Origin of the sequence: Curtobacterium sp. ME12, from assembly GCF_903970855.1 — a bacterium.
Classification (GTDB): domain Bacteria; phylum Actinomycetota; class Actinomycetes; order Actinomycetales; family Microbacteriaceae; genus Curtobacterium; species Curtobacterium poinsettiae_A.
The window spans coordinates 1-17,416 of sequence record NZ_CAJCKD010000017.1 but is presented as its reverse complement, the minus strand read 5'-3'; the positions used below and the strand labels follow the sequence as shown (position 1 = coordinate 17,416).

Genomic DNA, 17,416 nt, shown 5'->3' with positions numbered 1-17,416 from the left:
CCGCCGCGCAGGCACGTGTGCACAACCCACAACGGAAGACACTGGAGGCTCCCCACAGGTGTGCAGGGAGCCTCCGGTCGGTCGGGTGACCGGGTTCAGGACCCGATGCGCTCGCGCACGATCGGCGCACGTGCCGCGGCAGCAGAGCCGGCCGCGCCGATGGTCCACGCGCCCTCGAGCGACTCCAGCGCGCGCGGGATCCGCGACGCGTCGTCGGAGTGCAGCGTCCAGAGCGGCTGTCCCTCGGTCACGGTGTCCCCCGGCTTGACGTGGAGCTCGATGCCCGCGCCGGCCTGCACCGGGTCCTGCGCGCGGGCACGACCGGCCCCGAGCCGCCAGGCCGAGACACCGAACGGCAGCGCGTCCTGCTGCGTGAGCACCCCCGACGTCCCAGCGGTGACGACGTGCTGTTCGCGGGCCACGGGCAACGCCGCGGACGGGTCGCCGCCCTGCGCCTCGATCATCCGACGCCAGGTGTCCATCGCGCGGCCGTCCGCGAGCGCGGCTGCAGGGTCGGCGTCGGGCAGTCCGGCCAGCGTGAGCATCTCGGTCGCGAGCGCCACGGTCAGCTCGACGACGTCGGCCGGGCCGCCGCCGGCGAGCACCTCGACCGACTCCCGCACCTCGAGCGCGTTGCCGATCGTCAGCCCGAGCGGGACCTCCATGTCGGTCAGCAGCGCCGAGGTCGCGACCCCGGCGTCGTTGCCGAGGTCGACCATGGTCTGCGCGAGCTCCCGGGACGCCTCGTAGGTCGGCATGAACGCCCCGGACCCGAACTTGACGTCGAGCACGAGCGCACCGGTGCCCTCGGCGATCTTCTTCGACATGATGCTCGAGGCGATCAACGGGATGCACTCGACCGTGCCGGTGATGTCGCGGAGCGCGTAGAGCTTCTTGTCGGCGGGTGCGAGACCCGAGCCGGCGGCGCAGATGACCGCGCCGACGTCGGACAGGATCTCCATCATCCGGTCGTTGGACAGCGCAGCCTGCCACCCGGGGATCGACTCGAGCTTGTCGAGCGTCCCGCCGGTGTGGCCGAGACCGCGGCCGGACAGCTGCGGCACGGCGACGCCGAACGACGCCACCAGCGGCGCGAGCGGCAGCGTGATCTTGTCGCCGACGCCGCCCGTGGAGTGCTTGTCGACCGTCGTCTTGCCGAGCGACCCGAACGACATCCGCTCCCCCGACGCGATCATCGCGAGCGTGAGGTCCTTGATCTCGCGCCGCTCCATCCCGTTCAGGAAGATCGCCATCGCCATCGCGGCCATCTGCGGGTCCTCGACGTAGCCGCGGGTGTACGCGTCGACGAGCCAGTCGACCTCGGCGGTGCTCAGGGCCCCGCCGGAGCGCTTCGTGCGGATGAGGTCGACGGTGTCGAACGGCTCGACGGCCATGTCAGTGCTCCTGCTGGTACGTGGCGAGGGTGCGCGGCCCGAAGGCGTCCGGCAGGACCTCGTCGATGGTGCGGATGCCGGAGAGCGTCTCGAGGAGCATGCCCTCGGTCGAGTGCTCGAACAGCAGCTGGCGGCAGCGCCCGCACGGCATCAGGGTCGCCCCGTCACCGTCGACGCACGTGAACGCGACGAGCTTGCCGCCGCCGGTCATGTGCAGCTGCGACACGAGGGAGCACTCTGCGCAGAGCGTCACCCCGTAGCTCGCGTTCTCGATGTTGCAGCCGGAGACGATCCGGCCGTCGTCGGTGAGCGCCGCGGCGCCCACCGGGAACGACGAGTACGGCGCGTAGGCGCGCCGCATCGCGGCCGTGGCGGCGTCCCGCAGGGCGCCCCAGTCCACGTCGTCGACCGGGAGGCCCGTGGCGGCGTCCGTCGGGGCGGTGGCGGTGACCCCCTGGTCACCTGCAGCGTGCGTGTCGGTCATGTGTCGTGCCTCCAGGCCGTCAGCTCTTGATGTACGGCTTGCCGGACGCGGCTGGGCCGCGCGACTGGCCGACCAGGCCGGCCACCGCGAAGATCGTCACCACGTACGGCAGCATCAGCAGGAACTCGCTCGGTACGGGCGAGCCGACCGCGCTGAGCGTGTTCTGCAGGTTCGACGCGAAGCCGAACAGCAGCGCCGCGAGCGTGGCCTTGATCGGGTCCCAGCGGCCGAAGATGACGGCGGCCAGGGCGATGTAGCCCGCGCCCGCCGTCATGTCCTTCGTGAACCCGCCCGTGGCGTCGAGCGTGAAGTACGCGCCGCCGAGGCCCGCGATCGCCCCGGCGAGCGAGACGTTCCAGAACCGGGTGCTCGTGACGTTGATGCCCACCGTGTCGGCGGCCTGCGGGTGCTCGCCGACGGCGCGGAGCCGCAGACCCCAGCGGGTCTTGAACAGGCCGAAGGTGACGACCGCGACGGCGATGTAGGCCAGGTAGACGACGACCGACTGCTCGAAGAAGATCGGTCCGATGATCGGGATCTGGTGGAGCACCGGCACCTCGAACTTCGGGAACCGGATGCCGATGTTGAGCGTCTGCTGGTTCGGCGACAGCACCTGCGAGTACAGGAAGCCGGTCAGGCCCGAGATGAAGGCGTTGATGACGACACCGACGATGACCTGGTCGACCAGGTACTTGATGCTGAACGCCGCGAGGACGAACGACACGAGCACACCCGCGACGAGCGCTCCGACGAGACCGACCCACGGCGACCCGGTGAGCGAGGCGATGAGCGCCGAGGTGAACGCACCGGCGAGGAACTGCCCCTCGATCGCGATGTTCACCACTCCGACACGCTCGGAGATCACGCCGCCGAGTGCACCGAAGACGAGCGGGACCGCGAGGCCGAGCGCACCGAAGAGCATGCCGGGGATGGTGATCGAGTCGCCGGCGACCGCCCACGCCAGGAAGCCGACCACGAAGACGATCGCGAACACCGAGGTCACCCAGAGCGGCACACGACGCGAGGCACGGGTCTCGACGATCGCGTACACCGTAGCGAGCGCGAGCAGCACGGTCACGACGATCCCGGTGGCCGTCGCCGGCAGCGGGACGTTCGGCAGCGCGAAGAAGTCGCCCTTCGAGGCCAGGCGGAGCGTCGCCGTTCCGGGACGGTGTCCGAAGCCGAACAGCACGAGCGCGAGCAGCGTGAACACGCCGTACCCGATCGGGAGTTTCCAGCTGCGGGTCGTCTCGACCGGGCGGTCGTCCAGGGGCATGCGCGGCGCGGCCGCGGTGGGGCTGAGGGTGCTCATGCGGCGACCGCCTTCTTGCTGTTCTTGCTCGTCTTCGTGCGCTTGCGGGCACCCGGCTGCGGGATCCGGAAGATCGCGCGGACGAGCGGCGGCGCCGCGATGAAGAGGACGATGAGTGCCTGGATGACGCCGACGATGTCGATCGGGATGCCGTTGGCGGCCTGCATCGCGTAGCCGCCGTTCTTCAGGACGCCGAACAGGATCGCCGCCCAGAACACGCCCCACGGCTTCGAGCGGCCGAGCAGGGCCACGGTGATGGCGTCGAAGCCGATGCCGGCGTCGATGCCCGAGGTGAAGCCCGTGGTGACCGCGCCCTGCACCTGGTAGGCGCCGGCGATGCCGACCAGGGCACCGGAGATGACCATGACCCAGATGGTCAGCGACGGGACGCTCATGCCGGCCACACGGGCGGCGCGGGGGTTCTCACCGATGGTGCGGAACCGGAAGCCGAGCGACGACTTGTTGACGAGCCACCAGACGACGACGACCGCGATGATCGCGACGATGAACCCGAGGTCCACGCCGTACCGCACGCCGAAGAGCTGCGGCAGGAGCGCGCTGTCCTTCGTGGCGGGTGAGATCGGGTTGCTGCTGCCCGGGGCCTGCAGCAGGCCCGGGGTGCGGAGCAGGTAGCTGACCAGGTAGAGCGCGACGTAGTTGAGCATGATCGTGACGACCACCTCGTTCGCGCCCGTCCGGGCCTTGAGCACCCCGACGATGCCGCCCCAGACCGCGCCGCCGACGATGCCGGCGATGATCGTGAGCGGGATGTGGATCGCGGCGGGTCCGTCGAACGAGAACCCGACCCACCCGGCGGCCGCGGCCCCCATCAGGATCTGACCCTGGCCGCCGATGTTGAACAGCCCGGCGCGGAAGGACAGCGCGATCCCGAGCCCGGCGGCGATGAGCGGCACCGAGTAGTCGACGGAGCGCGTGAGCGGCCCGATCGCCTGCTGGAAGGAGTCCGCACCGAAGTTGAACACCGAGCCCTGGAACAGCGAGGCGTAGGCGCCGCCGACCGCGGTGCCGATCGCCTGGAGCATGTCCGTCGGGCGGGCGAAGAAGTAGCCGGCGGTGGCACGGACGTTCTCGTCGGTCACCGCGATGAGGATGCCGCACGCGACCAGCGCGAGGACGACGGCGAGCACCGTGACGAGCACGGAGCCGTTCAGGATCCCCTGCAGGGCGGCCTGCCAGCGGTCACCACCGGCGCCGTTGCGGCGCTCGGTGTCCGCTGCCGAGTCCGTCATCAGGTGCGGGGTCGACTCGACCTCCTGCAGACGGTCGTCGGTGAGCGGGGCTTCCGCGGTGCCGTGCGCAGCCGGGGTCGGCTGCTGCGTGTTGTCTGGCGGTGGGGTGGTCACGCGGCCAGCTCCGTTCCTTCGGGGATCTCCCCGGCCATCATGAGGCCGAGGACGTCACGGGGGGTGGTCGCGGGGACGATACCGACGATGCCGCCGCGGTACATCACGGCGATCCGGTCGGCCAGGGCCACGACCTCGTCGAGCTCGGTGGAGACGACGATGACCGGCACACCGGTGTCGCGGGTGGCGACGATGCGCTTGTGGACGAACTCGATCGAGCCGACGTCGATGCCGCGGGTGGGCTGCGCGGCGACGAACAGCCGCAGCTCACGGCTCAGTTCGCGCGCCAGGACGATCTTCTGCTGGTTGCCGCCGGACAGCCGACCGGCAGCGGTGGTGCGCCCCGGGGTCCGGATGTCGAACTCCGCGATCTTCTCGTCGGCGAAGGCGTCGCGCTCGGCGGCGCGGATCGTGCCGGCACGGACGAACTCGGCGTGGTCGGCCCGGTCGAGCATCAGGTTCTCGGCGATCGTGAACTCGCCGACCAGGCCGTCCTCCTTGCGGTCCTCGGGGACGAAGCCGACGCCGGCGTCGAGCACCTGCTTGACGCTCCGCCCGGTGAGTTCCTTGCCGTCGAGGGTGATGCGGCCGGCGTGGACGGGCTCGAGACCGATGATCGCCTCGGTGAGCTCGGTCTGCCCGTTGCCCTGCACCCCGGCGATCGCCAGGACCTCGCCCCGGCGCACCGTGAAGGAGACGTCGTCGACGAGCACGATGCCGGACGGGTCGGTCACGGTCAGGTTCTCGACGACCAGGGCGTCGGCGCCACCGGCCGCGGGAGCCTTGTCGACCACGAGCGAGACGGCACGGCCGACCATCAGCGCGGCCAACTCGTTGTTCGTGGCGGTCGGCGACGCCTCGCCGACGACCTTGCCGAGACGGATCACCGTGATGCGGTCGGCGACCTCGCGCACCTCGCGCAGCTTGTGGGTGATGAAGACGATCGCGGTGCCGGCTTCGCGGAGCTGGCGCATGATGCCCATCAGCTCGTCGGTCTCCTGCGGGGTGAGGACGGCCGTCGGCTCGTCGAACACCAGCACGGATGCGTCGCGGGACAGCGCCTTGATGATCTCGACGCGCTGCTGCACGCCGACGGGCAGGTCCTCGACCTTGGCGTCGGGGTCGACGTCGAACCCGAAGCGGTCGGAGATCTCCTGCACGCGCTTGCGGGCACCGGCCAGGTCGAGCCGCCCGCCGAAGGTGGTCTGCTCCTGCCCCAGCATCACGTTCTCGGCGACGGTGAACACCGGCACGAGCATGAAGTGCTGGTGCACCATGCCGATCCCGGCGCGCATGGCGTCACCGGGGCCGTCGAAGTCCTGCACCACGTCGTCGAGCAGGATCTCGCCCTCGTCGGCGTCGTACAGGCCGTACAGGACGTTCATCAGGGTGGACTTGCCGGCGCCGTTCTCACCCAGGAGGCAGTGGACCTCACCCGGCTCGACGGTGAGCGAGATGTGGTCGTTGGCGACCAGGGCGCCGAAACGCTTGGTGATGCCGCGGAGTTCGAGCTTCATGTTCGGGAGTCTATTTCTGTCTCGCGTGCGCCACGCGGGCGCACAAGAACGCGGGCGAGGGAAGATCCCCCGCCCGCGTCCATGGGATTAGGACTGGGTCTTGACCTTGATCGAGCCGTCGATGATGCCGGCCTTCACGTCGTCGAGCTCGCCCTGCAGGCCCTTGTCGACCTTGGACTCGAAGTCGTGGAACGGGGCGATGCCGACGCCCTCGTTCTCGAGGGTGCCCACGTACGGGTCCTTCGAGAACTTGTCGTCAGCCGCCTGCTCGACGACGTCCTTCACGGCCGGGCGCATGCCCTTCTCGACCGAGGTGAAGGCGATGTCCTTGTAGCGGGGGTCGGCCTCGTAGAGGTCGCTGTCCGCACCGATCAGGACGGAACCGTTGTCGGCGTCCTTGATGGCCTCGGCAGCGGACTGGTAGATCGGGCCACCGACGGGGAGGATCACGTCGGCGTCCTGGTCGAGGAGCGTCTGCGCGACCGACTTGGCCTGCGTGCCGGCCTCGAAGCCACCGGTGAAGGAGCCCTTGCCGGTGTCGACGTTCCAGCCGACGACCTTGACGTCCTTGTCCTTCTGCTCGTTGTAGTACTTCACGCCGTCCGCGAAGCCGTCCATGAAGATGGTGACCGTCGGGATCTGCATGCCGCCGAAGGTGCCGACGACGCCGGTCTTCGAGTAGGACGCCGCGGCGTAGCCGGCGAGGAACGCCGCCTGCGAGGTGTCGAACGTGATCGGCTTGACGTTCTTCGCGTCGATCGAGTTGTCGTCGATGATCGCGAAGTCGGTGTCGGGGTTCGCAGCGGCCTGCTTCTTCGTGGCGTCGGCCAGGTTGAAGCCGACGGTCACCACGAGGTTGCAGTTCTGGCCGATGAGCTGCTCGATGTTCGAGTCGTAGACGGTGGCGTCCTTCGACTCGGCCTCCTTGTAGGTGGCACCGAGTTCCTCGGCGGCGTCCTTCATGCCCTCGTAGCCGAGCTGGTTGAACGACTTGTCGTCGAACCCACCGGCGTCGGAGACCATGCAGGGGCGGAAGTCGGTCTTCTTCGCCGAGTCGGTGGTGGACGGCGCCGAGGCGCAGCCGGCCAGGACGGCGACGGTGCCGGCGAGCGCGAGGCCGCTGAGGACGACCTGTCGGGTACGAGATGTCACGGGTTGGTTCCTCCGGGGAGCGTGCCCGGACCACGTGCGTTCCGGGCGATCGTGGCGACAGTACACGACCGTCGGGTCGGTACAGGACCCGTTGCGGGGGTCCTGCGGATCGGTTACGGGATCGCGACCCCGCCGAAACGCGCCCGTAACGCGGGGTCGCGCACAGACCCCCAGTTCGAGGGGTTTGTCGGTGGAGCGCTACAGGACGTCGCCGCGGCCGCTGATCTTCAGCGCATCCACCACGCTCTTCACCCGTTGCGCGTTCGCGCTCGTGGTGACGAGCAGGGCGTCCGGGGTGTCCACGACGACGATGTCCTCGACGCCGATGAGCGAGATGAGTCGCTGGCTGTGCGAGATCACGATGCCGCTCGACGAGTCCGCCAGGATGCGTGCACCGTCCCCCAGCACGGCGAGGTTGTTCGGCCGACCGCCGGACTGCAACTTGGCGAGGGAGGCGAAGTCACCCACGTCGTCCCAGTCGAAGTCACCGGGGACGACCGCCATGCGTCCGGCGGCGGCGGCCGGCTCGGCGACGGTGTAGTCGATCGCGATCTTCTCCAGCATCGGCCAGACGGCATCGACGACGGCGCCGCGGGCCGAGGTGTCCCAGGCGTCGGCGAGCTCGTTGATGCCCGCCAGCAGCTCCGGCTTCGTCCGGCCGATCTCCGCGAGCAGCACGTCGGCGCGCGCGATGAACATGCCGGCGTTCCAGAGGTAGTTGCCCTGCTCGACGTACGAGCGGGCGGTGTCGAGGTCGGGCTTCTCGACGAACGACTTCACCGCGTGTGCGGTCGGGGCGCCCTCGATGTCGAGCGCGACGGTGTCGGCGTTGATGTAGCCGAAGCCGATCGCGGGTTCCGTCGGGGTGATGCCGATGGTGGTGACGTAGCCGGCGCGGGCGACGGCGACGGCCTCGCGCACCGAACGGCGGAAGCCACGGGCGTCCCCGATGACGTGGTCGGCGGCGAACGAGCCGATGACGACGTCGGGCTCGCGGCGCACCAGGATCGCCGCGGCCAGGCCGATGGCGGCCGTGGAGTCCTTCGGCTCGCTCTCGAGCACCACGTTGTGGTCCTCGACGCCGGGCAGCTGCGACTCCACCGCGACCCGGTGCGCACGGCCGGTGACGACCATGATCCGCTGGTCGCCGGCGAGCGGCGCCAGGCGGTCCCAGGTCTGCCGCAGCAGCGAGGTACCGGAGCCCGTCAGGTCGTGCAGGAACTTGGGTGCGTCCGCACGCGACAACGGCCACAGGCGCGATCCGATGCCCCCTGCGGGGATGATCGCGTAGAAGTCTTCGAGAGCGTCAGCCACGCGCTCACCGTACCGGTCCCGCCGGGCGGATCCTGGGTGGTCTCCGCACGATTCCCGCATGCGGGCTCCCGCAGCGTCGGCCGCCGCGTTGTTCACCCGGCGCGCGCGTCCCGTTCACGTCGTCGGCCCCGCCGGGTCACGTCCCGCCCGGAGCATGGGCAGCACCATGAGCGCACGCAGCGTGGAGCGCGGCACGTCCCCCCGGACCGTCGCCGTCGTGACCGAGAGCTTCCTGCCCACCCTCAACGGCGTGACCACCAGTGTCCTGGCGGTCCTCGACCACCTGGAACGACGGGGCCACCGCGCGGTCGTGATCGCACCGGACACCCCCGGGCTCGCCCAGTTCCGGTCGCGCAGCGCCGTGGAGCGCTACCGCTCCTTCGACGTCCACCGCATCCCCGCCGTCGCCTACCGCCAGTTCCCGGTGGCACTCCCCCACCCGGTGCTCGACACGATCCTCGCCGCCTCCGGCGCCGACGTGCTCCACGCCGCCAGTCCGTTCCTGTTGGGTGGACGCGCGATCACGGCAGCCGGGAGGCTCGGCATCCCCTCCGTCGCCGTCTTCCAGACCGACGTGGCCGGGTTCGCCCGCCGCAACGGCCTGACCGCGACCGTCCCGTTGGTGCGGAAGATCCTCGGACGCATCCACGCCGGGGCCTCGCTGACGCTCGCCCCGTCGAGCGCGACGGCCGCGATGCTCGCCGAGGAGGGCGTGCCCCGCGTCGCCCGCTGGGGTCGCGGCGTCGACACCGAGCTGTTCCACCCCGCGCGCCGGTCGACCGGGCACGTGCGGACGCTCCGCCGCCGCCTGGCCCCGAACGGCGAGACCATCGTCGGCTACGTCGGCCGACTCGCCCCGGAGAAGGAGGTCGAGCGGCTCGCCGAACTCGGCGGCGTCCCCGGCATCCGGGTCGTCGTGGCCGGAGGAGGTCCGTCGCGGGCGATGCTCGAACGTCGGCTCCGGCACCTCGACGTCACCTTCACCGGCCCCCTGCGCGGCGACGCCCTCGCCGACGCGTACGCAGCGCTCGACCTGTTCGTGCACACCGGCCCGGCCGAGACCTTCGGGCAGACCCTGCAGGAGGCCCACGCCTCCGGCCTGCCCGTGATCGCACCGGCGTCCGGCGGCCCGCTCGACCTGGTCGCCCCGGGGCTCGACGGCGAGCTCTACGACGCCGGTGCTCCGCAGGCCCTGCGGCACGCGGTCCTGCGGCTGCACCACGACCGCGCGTTGGCGGAGCGGATGGGTTCCGCCGGACGGCTCCGGGTCGAGGGAACCACCTGGGAAGCCGTCGGCGACCAGCTCCTCGACCACCACGACACGGCCCGCACCATCGGCGCGCCGCCCGTCGGACGGGGCCTCCGGGCCGGTCGGGACGAGAAGGTCAGCGCCCGCGCATAGGATGGGTCGTGTTCCACACGAACACGAACGGCAAGGGCTCGCCGATCGGGCGAGCCCGTCCTATGGAAGGACGAGCTCATGGCTGAGCACACCGGCGGGGGTACGGCAACCGCGGTGCCCGACGTCTCGATCGAAGCCCCTCGGGCTTCTCGGACGCCACAGGGCACGCTCTACCGCGGTTCGATCGGGATGTGGTCGTGGGTCCTCCACCGCATCACGGGCGTGGCGATCTACTTCTTCCTGCTCGTGCACATCCTCGACACGGCGCTCGTGCGGCTCTCCCCAGAGGCGTACAACGCGGTCATCGGCACGTACAAGACCCCGATCATGAACCTCGGCGAGATCGCGCTCGTCATGGCCATCGTGTTCCACGCCTTCAACGGCCTGCGGATCATCCTGATCGACTTCTGGTCGAAGGGCCCGAAGTACCAGCGGGCCATGTTCTGGATCGTCATGGTCCTGTGGGCGGTGGCGATCGCGGGCTTCCTGCCCCGCCAGCTCATGAACCTCGTCGCGGACTTCAACTGAGGGGCACGGACATGACCACGCAGATCGTCGAACCTCCCCGCTCGGCCGCAGCCGCCCGCAGCACCACCAACTGGGAGAAGTGGGGCTGGATCTACATGCGCGCCTCGGGCGTGCTGCTCGTCGTGCTGATCTTCGGCCACCTCTTCGTCAACATGGTGGCTGGCGAGGGCGTCAAGCAGATCGACTTCGCCTTCGTCGCCGGCAAGTGGGCCAATCCCTTCTGGCAGGTCTGGGACTCGCTCATGCTGGTCCTCGCCCTCATCCACGGCTCGAACGGCATGCGCACGATCGTCAACGACTACGTGTCGAAGCCCGGCATCCGCAAGACGCTGCTCGTCGCGATCCTGGCCGCCTGCGTCGTGCTGATCGTCCTCGGGCTCCTCGTCTGCTGGACCTTCGACCCGTGCCCCGCCGGCGCGGCTGCCGCCGACCTGCCGTCCTTCTGCCCGGCGCAGTAGCACCACCACCGCCACTGCCCGCGTTCCCACCGTCTACGGAAAGACCCCTGTGACCGAGACCACCGTCCACCACCACCAGTTCGACATCGTCATCATCGGCGCCGGAGGCGCGGGCATGCGAGCCGCGATCGAGGCCGGCCCGAAGGCGAAGACGGCCGTCATCTCGAAGCTCTACCCCACCCGGTCGCACACCGGTGCGGCGCAGGGCGGGATGGCCGCGGCCCTCGCGAACGTCGAAGAGGACTCGTGGGAGTGGCACACCTTCGACACGATCAAGGGCGGCGACTACCTGGTCGACCAGGACGCCGCCGAGATCCTCGCGAGGGAGGCGATCGACGCCGTCATCGACCTCGAGAACATGGGCCTGCCGTTCAACCGCACGCCCGAGGGCAAGATCGACCAGCGCCGTTTCGGTGGGCACACCCGCGACCACGGCAAGTCCCCGGTCCGCCGCGCCTGCTACGCCGCCGACCGCACCGGGCACATGATCCTGCAGACGCTGTTCCAGAACTGCGTGAAGCTCGGCGTCGAGTTCTACAACGAGTTCTACGCACTCGACCTCATCATGGTCGACGTCGTCGGTGACGACGGCGTCACCCGCCAGCAGCCGGCCGGCGTCGTCGCGTTCGAGCTCGCGACCGGTGAGCTGCACGTCTTCCACGCCAAGGCGATGATCTTCGCGACCGGCGGCTTCGGCAAGATGTACAAGACCACCTCGAACGCGCACACCCTGACCGGCGACGGCGTGGGCATCGTCTGGCGCAAGGGCCTGCCGCTCGAGGACATGGAGTTCTTCCAGTTCCACCCGACCGGGCTCGCCGGGCTCGGCATCCTGCTGACCGAGGGCGCCCGCGGCGAGGGCGCGATCCTCCGGAACGCCTCGGGCGAGCGCTTCATGGAGCGGTACGCCCCCACCATCAAGGACCTCGCTCCGCGTGACATCGTCGCGCGCTGCATGGTGCAGGAAGTGGCCGAGGGCCGGGGTGCCGGACCGAACAAGGACTACGTGCTGCTCGACTGCACGCACCTGGGGGCCGAGGTCCTCGAGACCAAGCTCCCGGACATCACGGAGTTCGCCCGCACGTACCTGGGCGTCGACCCCGTGGTCGAGCCGGTGCCCGTGATGCCGACCGCGCACTACGCGATGGGTGGCATCCCGACCAACACCGACGCCGAGGTGCTGTACGACAACACCACCGTCGTCCCCGGCCTCTACGCCGCCGGCGAGTGCGCCTGCGTCTCCGTGCACGGGTCGAACCGCCTCGGCACGAACTCGCTGCTCGACATCAACGTCTTCGGCAAGCGCTCGGGCAACAACGCCGCCGAGTGGGTCAAGACCGCCGAGTTCCTCCCCCTGCCGGAAGACCCGGCTGCCGGCGTCCGCACCATGCTCGACCAGCTCCGTGCTTCCACCGGCACCGAGCGCGTCTCCGCGCTCCGCAAGGAACTGCAGGAGGAGATGGACAAGAACGCGCAGGTGTTCCGCACCGACGAGTCGCTCGCCCGTGTGACCGAGACCCTGCACACGCTCCGCAACCGCTTCATGCAGGTCTCCGTGCAGGACAAGGGCAAGCGGTTCAACACCGACCTGCTCGAGGCCGTCGAGCTCGGGTTCCTGCTCGACCTGGCCGAGGTCGTCGTGTACTCCGCACGCAACCGCAAGGAGAGCCGCGGCGGCCACATGCGCGACGACTACCCGAAGCGCGACGACGAGAACTACATGCAGCACACCATGGCGTACCTGACGGGCGACCCGCACTCGTCCCTCGCCGACGACCACATCACGCTCGACTGGAAGCCCGTCGTCATCACGCGGTACCAGCCGATGGAGAGGAAGTACTGAGATGACCGACACCCTGGTCTCCGAAGCGCCCCGCACCGACACCGTGCAGGACGCCCCTCCCGGATCCTTCTCCGTCACGGTCATCGTCCGTCGCTTCGACCCCGACGTCGACGACGAGCCGCGCTGGCAGGACTTCGACGTCATGATGCTGCCGACCGACCGCATCCTCGACGCCCTGCACAAGATCAAGTGGGAGCAGGACGGGTCCCTGACCTTCCGCCGATCCTGCGCACACGGCGTCTGCGGTTCCGACGCCATGCGGATCAACGGTCGCAACCGACTGGCGTGCAAGACCCTGATCAAGGACCTCGACGTCTCGAAGCCGATCTACGTCGAGGCGATCAAGGGTCTGCCGCTCGAGAAGGACCTCGTCGTCGACATGGAGCCCTTCTTCCAGAGCTACCGCGAGGTCCAGCCGTTCCTGCAGTCGTCCTCAGCCCCGACGCCCGGCAAGGAGCGTGTGCAGTCCGTCGCCGACCGCGCCCGCTTCGACGACACCACGAAGTGCATCCTCTGCGCCGCGTGCACGTCGTCCTGCCCGGTGTTCTGGACCGACGGGCAGTACTTCGGTCCCGCCGCGATCGTGAACGCCCACCGCTTCATCTTCGACTCCCGCGATGACGCCGCGGACGTCCGCCTCGACATCCTCAACGACAAGGAAGGCGTCTGGCGCTGCCGCACGACCTTCAACTGCACCGACGCGTGCCCGCGCGGCATCCAGGTCACGAAGGCGATCTCCGAGGTCAAGCAGGCGATCATGCGGGGCCGGGCGTAGTCCCGGCTCCGTCCGAGGCCCAGCACCACGCCGACCGATAGGCTCCCGACCATGACGTTCGCGGACACCCGCCCCATCCTCGACCAGCTCGGCTACACGACCCGGTACGTGCAGCTCCCCGGCGAGACCCTGCACGAACCGCCGGTCGAGGGAGCGCTCCGCGTCGTCCAGACCGACGCCTCCGGCTACGCACTCGAGGTCGTCGACTACGGCACGGCTCGTCGTCTCGCGCAGGCCACGGGTGAGGACGACGCGGTCGAGATGCTGCGCCGGTTCCTGAACCGTCCGTTCCCGGAACCGCGTGACATCCCCCGCCACGAGCTCGACGGGCTCCGCGACCGCGCAGCGTCGACCTACCCGCAGCTCGCGCAGCAGGTCGCGCAGGCCGGCGAGCAGGGGCTGACCATCCAGATCCCGGCCGGTGTGCCCGTCGACCGCATCGGTGGCCCGGACGGCTACCTGCTGCACCCGCTCGATACCCCGCTGCCCAGCCGGTCGCTGCCCCCGCACGTGGCGGCGTCGCCGGAGACCCACCGGTACGTCGTCGACCGGCCGTTCCTGGTGAACGTCCGCTTCGTCCAGCCGTGGTTCGAGCAGCCGGGCGGCGCGCTGCGCTTCCAGATCGCCGACCCTTCGGCCACCGTTCGGGACCTGGTCGTCGACGGTGCGCTCGTCCGTCTCCGGGCGGTCTGAGCTCCGCCGACACACGAACAGCCCGCCCCGCGCTCGATGCGCGGGGCGGGCTGTTCTGGTTCGTGGAGCTAGCGCAGGTCGGGACGGTCGTACTGCGCACCGGCAGTGTTCGACGGCAGGCAGCCGAACACGATCGCAGCTGCGCTGACGAAGAGCGCGATCAACCAGAACGGGCCTGCAAGGTTCGCGTCGTGCACGCGACGCCAACCGAGGGCGATACCCGGCACGATCGTGGCGAGCCACCAGATGAAGTAGAGCGCGAGCAGGACGAAGGCGAACGGCGACGGCGCGCTGCTCCCCGTGGGGTTGCCGTACTCGTCGACGGCGCCACTCGTCCCGACCGTCGCGAAGAGGACGGCGTAGAACCCGCCGAACAGCACGATCGTCACGATGGCGTTGGCGAGCACGAAGTACCAGAACTCGCTCCGGCTGGCGCGGCCGTCGAACCGGGCGTACTTCTTGAAGAACCGGGTGAACGCGTCGAGGAACCCGATGCCGTACCACGGTGCCCAGATCGGCGGGACACCGTCGGGCCCGAGCGGGACCGGCTGCGCGAACTGCGGGTACGGGTCAGCGTACGGCTGCGCGTACGGCTGCTGGTGCGGCTGCTGTCCGTAGCCCGGCTGCTGCCCGTACTGACGCTGCTGCCCGTACTGAGGCTGCTGCCCGTAACCGGGCTGCTGCCCGTATCCCGGCTGCTGCCCGGAGCCCGGCTGCCCCTGCTGCTGATCGCCCGCGGGCTGGCCCCACTGGGGCGTCCCGTCGTTGCTCATCGGCTCGAGTCGGGGCGGTCGTACCGCGCACCCTGCGGGTTCGAGGGCAGCAGGCCGAAGACGATGCCGACGATGCCGACGAAGAGCGCGATGATCCACAGCGCACCAGGGAGGTTCGCGTCGTGCAGGCGACGCCATCCGAGGGCGAGCGTCGGGACGATGATCGCGAGGCCCCAGAGCAGGAACAGGATGCCCGAGATGACGAAGAGTGCCGACGGGTCGGTGACGGTCGACTGGACGCTGGTGGACGTCGCGGTCGACGTGGACACGGTCGAGCGCTCTGAGGTGCCGATACCGATGCCGTACAGGATGCTGAGCACGACGAACACGATCCCGTTCGCCAGGTACCACCACCAGAACTCGCTCCGGCTGGCACGACCGCTGAACGTCGCGTACTTCTTGAAGAAGCGACCGACGGCCTTGCCGAACGATATCCCGTACCACGGCGCCCAGAGCGGCGGTTCGCCGTCGGGCCCGGTCGGCGGCTGCTGGCCGTACTGCGGTACGCCGCCGTACTGCGGTGCGCCGCCGAACTGGGCGTTCGGCTGGTTGTTCGGATCCTGCGGGTACTGGTCGCTCACGTGGTCCCCCTCGAGTGGTGTCCGGCGTTTTCGTCCGAGTCAACCAGAACTCCTGAGGGGCCGTCAGAACCGGGTCCGCGCGTCAGCCCTGCAGCGGGCGGTCGTACTGCTGCCCCTGAGGGTTCGAGGACATCAGCCCGATGATCAGCGAGAACAGGATGCCGATCGGCGGGACGATGAACAGCAGGGCGAGCAGGCCACTGCGGTTCACGTCGTGCAGCCGCCGAACCGTCAACGCGATGAACCCGAGGGCACAGGCGAGACTCCACAAGCTGCCGAGGCCGTCCGAACCGTCGTCGACGAACGGCAGCACGTCGAACCCGCTGCCGATGATGCCGGCGACCGCCGAGCCGATGAGGTACCAGAGCGCCCAGAACCAGTACTCCGACTGGCTGGCCCGACCGTCGAACCGCACGTACTTCTTCCAGAACCGCAGGAACGCTTGGGGGAAGGGGATGCCGTACCAGGGCGCCCAGAGCGGCGGCTCGGACCTCCCACCACTCGGCTGCCCCGGACCGGGCCGCGCCGACTGCCCGTACTGCGCCGGAGGCTGCTGGCCCCACGGCTGCTGTCCGTACGGGCCCGGCTGCTGCCCGTACGGGTCGCGGGACGGGTACTGGTCGCTCATCGGTGCGTTCCTTCCGGCGGGGGCTGTCGGTCCACACAGAGTGTGGCACTCCCCCGAGCCGGCGAGCGTCATCCGTGCGGACGACTCCTGTCCCGACCGTGCACCTGATCCGACCGTGCGGTCAGGGCAGGAGCGCGAGCTTGCCCCCGGGGTGCCCGGACTCCAGCAGCTCCGACGCCGCCTTCGCCTCCGCCAGCGGGAACGTCCGCGCCACCGGGACCTCGAGGTGCCCGGCACCCGCGAGGTCGATGAGCCGCTGCCGCACGGAGTCACGGAACGCCTTGCTCTCCGGTTGTGCGCCGCCGATCGCCCGGATGCCGTCGGACTCCGCCCGGACGGGCGCTGCGATGGTCACGATGCGCGAGCGGTCTGCGACGAGCGCGAGGGAGACGTCCACCGCCTCGTCGGTGCCGACGCAGTCGAGCGCCACGTCGACGCCGTCGCCCGTGCCGTCCGCGACCAACGCTCGGACCCGCTCCTCGAGCCCGTCCCCGTAGGCGATCCACTCTCCGCCGAAATCCGCGACCACGTCGGCGTTCCGTTCGGACGCGGTCCCGATCACCCGGGCGCCGAGCAGGCGGAGCTGCTGGAGCAGGCTGATCCCCACGGCTCCGGCGGCGCCGTGCACGAGGACGGTGTCGTTCCCGGAGGCCCGGGTCACCCGGAGCATGTCGGCCGCGGTGGTCCCGGCGAGGAGGAGGTTCGCGGCCTCGGGGAAGCCGAGCGAGGCGGGCTTCGCGAACACGTCGCGCGCAGGCACCGTCAGTTCCTCGGCCCACCCGCCCTGGACGCGGAACGCGAGGACATCGTCACCGACGGCTCCCCCTCCGGACGCGATCTCGGTGTCGGGCCCGATCGCGCTGATGGTGCCGGCGACCTCGTAGCCGACGGCGATCGGCAGGTCGGACGGGTCACCCTGGCGGGTGTGCTTCGTGTCGGCGGGGTTCATGCCGGCAGCGCGGACGCGGATGGTGACCTCGCCGGGGCCGGGCGCGGGAACCTCTGCATCGGTGTACTCGAGGACCTCGCTGCCGCCGAACCGCGGTGCCACCCAGTGCTTCGTCATGCACCGGACGGTACGCGCTGCCTCCCGCAGGCTCTCGGGGTAGGCCCCTCCGCGGCACCGCGGAGGAATTCGTCGCGACCCCGTGACGGACTGGAGGCCCGTCACCAGCTGGTGACGGGCCTCCAGTCGGGG

At 70.0% G+C, this 17,416-nt stretch carries 17 protein-coding genes; 6 read left to right on the top strand and 11 right to left on the bottom strand.

Features of this window, described 5'->3' with window-relative positions:
• Nucleotides 1-95: 95 nt before the first annotated feature.
• The 7 genes from H7A73_RS09980 to H7A73_RS09950 all read right to left on the bottom strand — a co-directional run bounded on the left by H7A73_RS09980 (nucleotide 96) and on the right by H7A73_RS09950 (nucleotide 8,537).
• The gene (locus tag H7A73_RS09980; RefSeq protein ID WP_182065824.1) at nucleotides 96-1,394 is read right to left on the bottom strand and encodes a thymidine phosphorylase; all 1,299 of its coding nucleotides are present in this window, start codon (nucleotides 1,392-1,394) and stop codon (nucleotides 96-98) included.
• A 1-nt stretch (nucleotide 1,395) separates the two neighbouring features.
• Complete coding sequence (locus tag H7A73_RS09975) at nucleotides 1,396-1,878, bottom strand: cytidine deaminase (RefSeq protein WP_182065823.1); 483 nt, start codon at nucleotides 1,876-1,878, stop codon at nucleotides 1,396-1,398.
• Nucleotides 1,879-1,897: 19 nt separating this feature from the next.
• Nucleotides 1,898-3,190, bottom strand: a complete 1,293-nt coding sequence (locus H7A73_RS09970) for an ABC transporter permease (RefSeq protein WP_182065822.1) — start codon at nucleotides 3,188-3,190, stop codon at nucleotides 1,898-1,900.
• Nucleotides 3,187-4,554, bottom strand: a complete 1,368-nt coding sequence (locus H7A73_RS09965) for an ABC transporter permease (RefSeq protein ID WP_182065821.1) — start codon at nucleotides 4,552-4,554, stop codon at nucleotides 3,187-3,189. The genes H7A73_RS09970 and H7A73_RS09965 overlap by 4 nt, the downstream gene beginning before the upstream one ends.
• Nucleotides 4,551-6,071: an ABC transporter ATP-binding protein gene (locus H7A73_RS09960; protein WP_182065820.1), complete on the bottom strand. Its 1,521-nt coding sequence runs from the start codon at nucleotides 6,069-6,071 to the stop codon at nucleotides 4,551-4,553. The genes H7A73_RS09965 and H7A73_RS09960 overlap by 4 nt, the downstream gene beginning before the upstream one ends.
• Before the next feature lie 87 nt (nucleotides 6,072-6,158).
• Entirely contained in the window at nucleotides 6,159-7,223 is a 1,065-nt protein-coding gene (locus tag H7A73_RS09955) for a BMP family protein (RefSeq protein WP_182065819.1), read from the bottom strand.
• A 198-nt stretch (nucleotides 7,224-7,421) separates the two neighbouring features.
• Nucleotides 7,422-8,537, bottom strand: a complete 1,116-nt coding sequence (locus H7A73_RS09950; protein ID WP_110861300.1) for a mannose-1-phosphate guanylyltransferase — start codon at nucleotides 8,535-8,537, stop codon at nucleotides 7,422-7,424.
• Nucleotides 8,538-8,703: 166 nt separating this feature from the next.
• On the opposite strand from H7A73_RS09950, the gene H7A73_RS09945 reads away from it, so the two are divergent.
• The 6 genes from H7A73_RS09945 to H7A73_RS09920 all read left to right on the top strand — a co-directional run bounded on the left by H7A73_RS09945 (nucleotide 8,704) and on the right by H7A73_RS09920 (nucleotide 14,236).
• Nucleotides 8,704-9,939: a glycosyltransferase family 4 protein gene (locus H7A73_RS09945; protein ID WP_247737939.1), complete on the top strand. Its 1,236-nt coding sequence runs from the start codon at nucleotides 8,704-8,706 to the stop codon at nucleotides 9,937-9,939.
• Nucleotides 9,940-10,017: 78 nt separating this feature from the next.
• On the top strand, nucleotides 10,018-10,467 hold the full coding sequence (gene sdhC, locus H7A73_RS09940; protein WP_017888739.1) for a succinate dehydrogenase, cytochrome b556 subunit: 450 nt from the start codon (nucleotides 10,018-10,020) through the stop codon (nucleotides 10,465-10,467).
• A gap of 11 nt (nucleotides 10,468-10,478) precedes the next feature.
• A complete protein-coding gene (gene sdhD, locus H7A73_RS09935; protein WP_027466446.1) occupies nucleotides 10,479-10,925 on the top strand; it encodes a succinate dehydrogenase, hydrophobic membrane anchor protein in 447 nt (148 codons plus the stop codon).
• Nucleotides 10,926-10,974: 49 nt separating this feature from the next.
• The gene (gene sdhA / locus H7A73_RS09930; RefSeq protein WP_182065818.1) at nucleotides 10,975-12,768 is read left to right on the top strand and encodes a succinate dehydrogenase flavoprotein subunit; all 1,794 of its coding nucleotides are present in this window, start codon (nucleotides 10,975-10,977) and stop codon (nucleotides 12,766-12,768) included.
• A gap of 1 nt (nucleotide 12,769) precedes the next feature.
• The gene (locus tag H7A73_RS09925) at nucleotides 12,770-13,543 is read left to right on the top strand and encodes a succinate dehydrogenase iron-sulfur subunit (RefSeq protein WP_182065817.1); all 774 of its coding nucleotides are present in this window, start codon (nucleotides 12,770-12,772) and stop codon (nucleotides 13,541-13,543) included.
• A gap of 51 nt (nucleotides 13,544-13,594) precedes the next feature.
• Nucleotides 13,595-14,236 carry a TNT domain-containing protein gene (locus H7A73_RS09920; RefSeq protein WP_182065816.1) on the top strand — a complete coding sequence of 214 codons (642 nt, stop codon included), beginning with the start codon at nucleotides 13,595-13,597 and terminating at the stop codon, nucleotides 14,234-14,236.
• Between the two features lie 68 nt (nucleotides 14,237-14,304).
• Here H7A73_RS09920 and H7A73_RS09915 read toward each other — a convergent pair whose 3' ends face one another.
• From H7A73_RS09915 to H7A73_RS09900, 4 genes are all read right to left on the bottom strand, one after another.
• On the bottom strand, nucleotides 14,305-15,009 hold the full coding sequence (locus H7A73_RS09915; protein WP_182065815.1) for a DUF805 domain-containing protein: 705 nt from the start codon (nucleotides 15,007-15,009) through the stop codon (nucleotides 14,305-14,307).
• Complete coding sequence (locus H7A73_RS09910; RefSeq protein ID WP_182065814.1) at nucleotides 15,006-15,590, bottom strand: DUF805 domain-containing protein; 585 nt, start codon at nucleotides 15,588-15,590, stop codon at nucleotides 15,006-15,008. Before H7A73_RS09910 ends, H7A73_RS09915 begins: the two co-directional genes overlap by 4 nt.
• Before the next feature lie 82 nt (nucleotides 15,591-15,672).
• A complete protein-coding gene (locus tag H7A73_RS09905; RefSeq protein WP_182065813.1) occupies nucleotides 15,673-16,218 on the bottom strand; it encodes a DUF805 domain-containing protein in 546 nt (181 codons plus the stop codon).
• A 121-nt stretch (nucleotides 16,219-16,339) separates the two neighbouring features.
• Nucleotides 16,340-17,284: an NADP-dependent oxidoreductase gene (locus H7A73_RS09900; RefSeq protein WP_182065812.1), complete on the bottom strand. Its 945-nt coding sequence runs from the start codon at nucleotides 17,282-17,284 to the stop codon at nucleotides 16,340-16,342.
• Nucleotides 17,285-17,416: the final 132 nt, after the last annotated feature.

Excerpts from the sequence above, each read along its gene's own strand:
- H7A73_RS09980 (WP_182065824.1), bottom strand. The coding sequence starts at position 1,394 with ATGGCCGTCGAGCCGTTCGACACCGTCGACCTCATCCGCACGAAGCGC.
- H7A73_RS09975 (WP_182065823.1), bottom strand. The coding sequence starts at position 1,878 with ATGACCGACACGCACGCTGCAGGTGACCAGGGGGTCACCGCCACCGCC.
- H7A73_RS09970 (WP_182065822.1), bottom strand. The coding sequence starts at position 3,190 with ATGAGCACCCTCAGCCCCACCGCGGCCGCGCCGCGCATGCCCCTGGAC.
- H7A73_RS09960 (WP_182065820.1), bottom strand. The coding sequence starts at position 6,071 with ATGAAGCTCGAACTCCGCGGCATCACCAAGCGTTTCGGCGCCCTGGTC.
- H7A73_RS09945 (WP_247737939.1), top strand. The coding sequence starts at position 8,704 with ATGAGCGCACGCAGCGTGGAGCGCGGCACGTCCCCCCGGACCGTCGCC.
- sdhC (WP_017888739.1), top strand. The coding sequence starts at position 10,018 with ATGGCTGAGCACACCGGCGGGGGTACGGCAACCGCGGTGCCCGACGTC.
- sdhD (WP_027466446.1), top strand. The coding sequence starts at position 10,479 with ATGACCACGCAGATCGTCGAACCTCCCCGCTCGGCCGCAGCCGCCCGC.
- H7A73_RS09925 (WP_182065817.1), top strand. The coding sequence starts at position 12,770 with ATGACCGACACCCTGGTCTCCGAAGCGCCCCGCACCGACACCGTGCAG.
- H7A73_RS09920 (WP_182065816.1), top strand. The coding sequence starts at position 13,595 with ATGACGTTCGCGGACACCCGCCCCATCCTCGACCAGCTCGGCTACACG.
- H7A73_RS09915 (WP_182065815.1), bottom strand. The coding sequence starts at position 15,009 with ATGAGCAACGACGGGACGCCCCAGTGGGGCCAGCCCGCGGGCGATCAG.
- H7A73_RS09905 (WP_182065813.1), bottom strand. The coding sequence starts at position 16,218 with ATGAGCGACCAGTACCCGTCCCGCGACCCGTACGGGCAGCAGCCGGGC.
- H7A73_RS09900 (WP_182065812.1), bottom strand. The coding sequence starts at position 17,284 with ATGACGAAGCACTGGGTGGCACCGCGGTTCGGCGGCAGCGAGGTCCTC.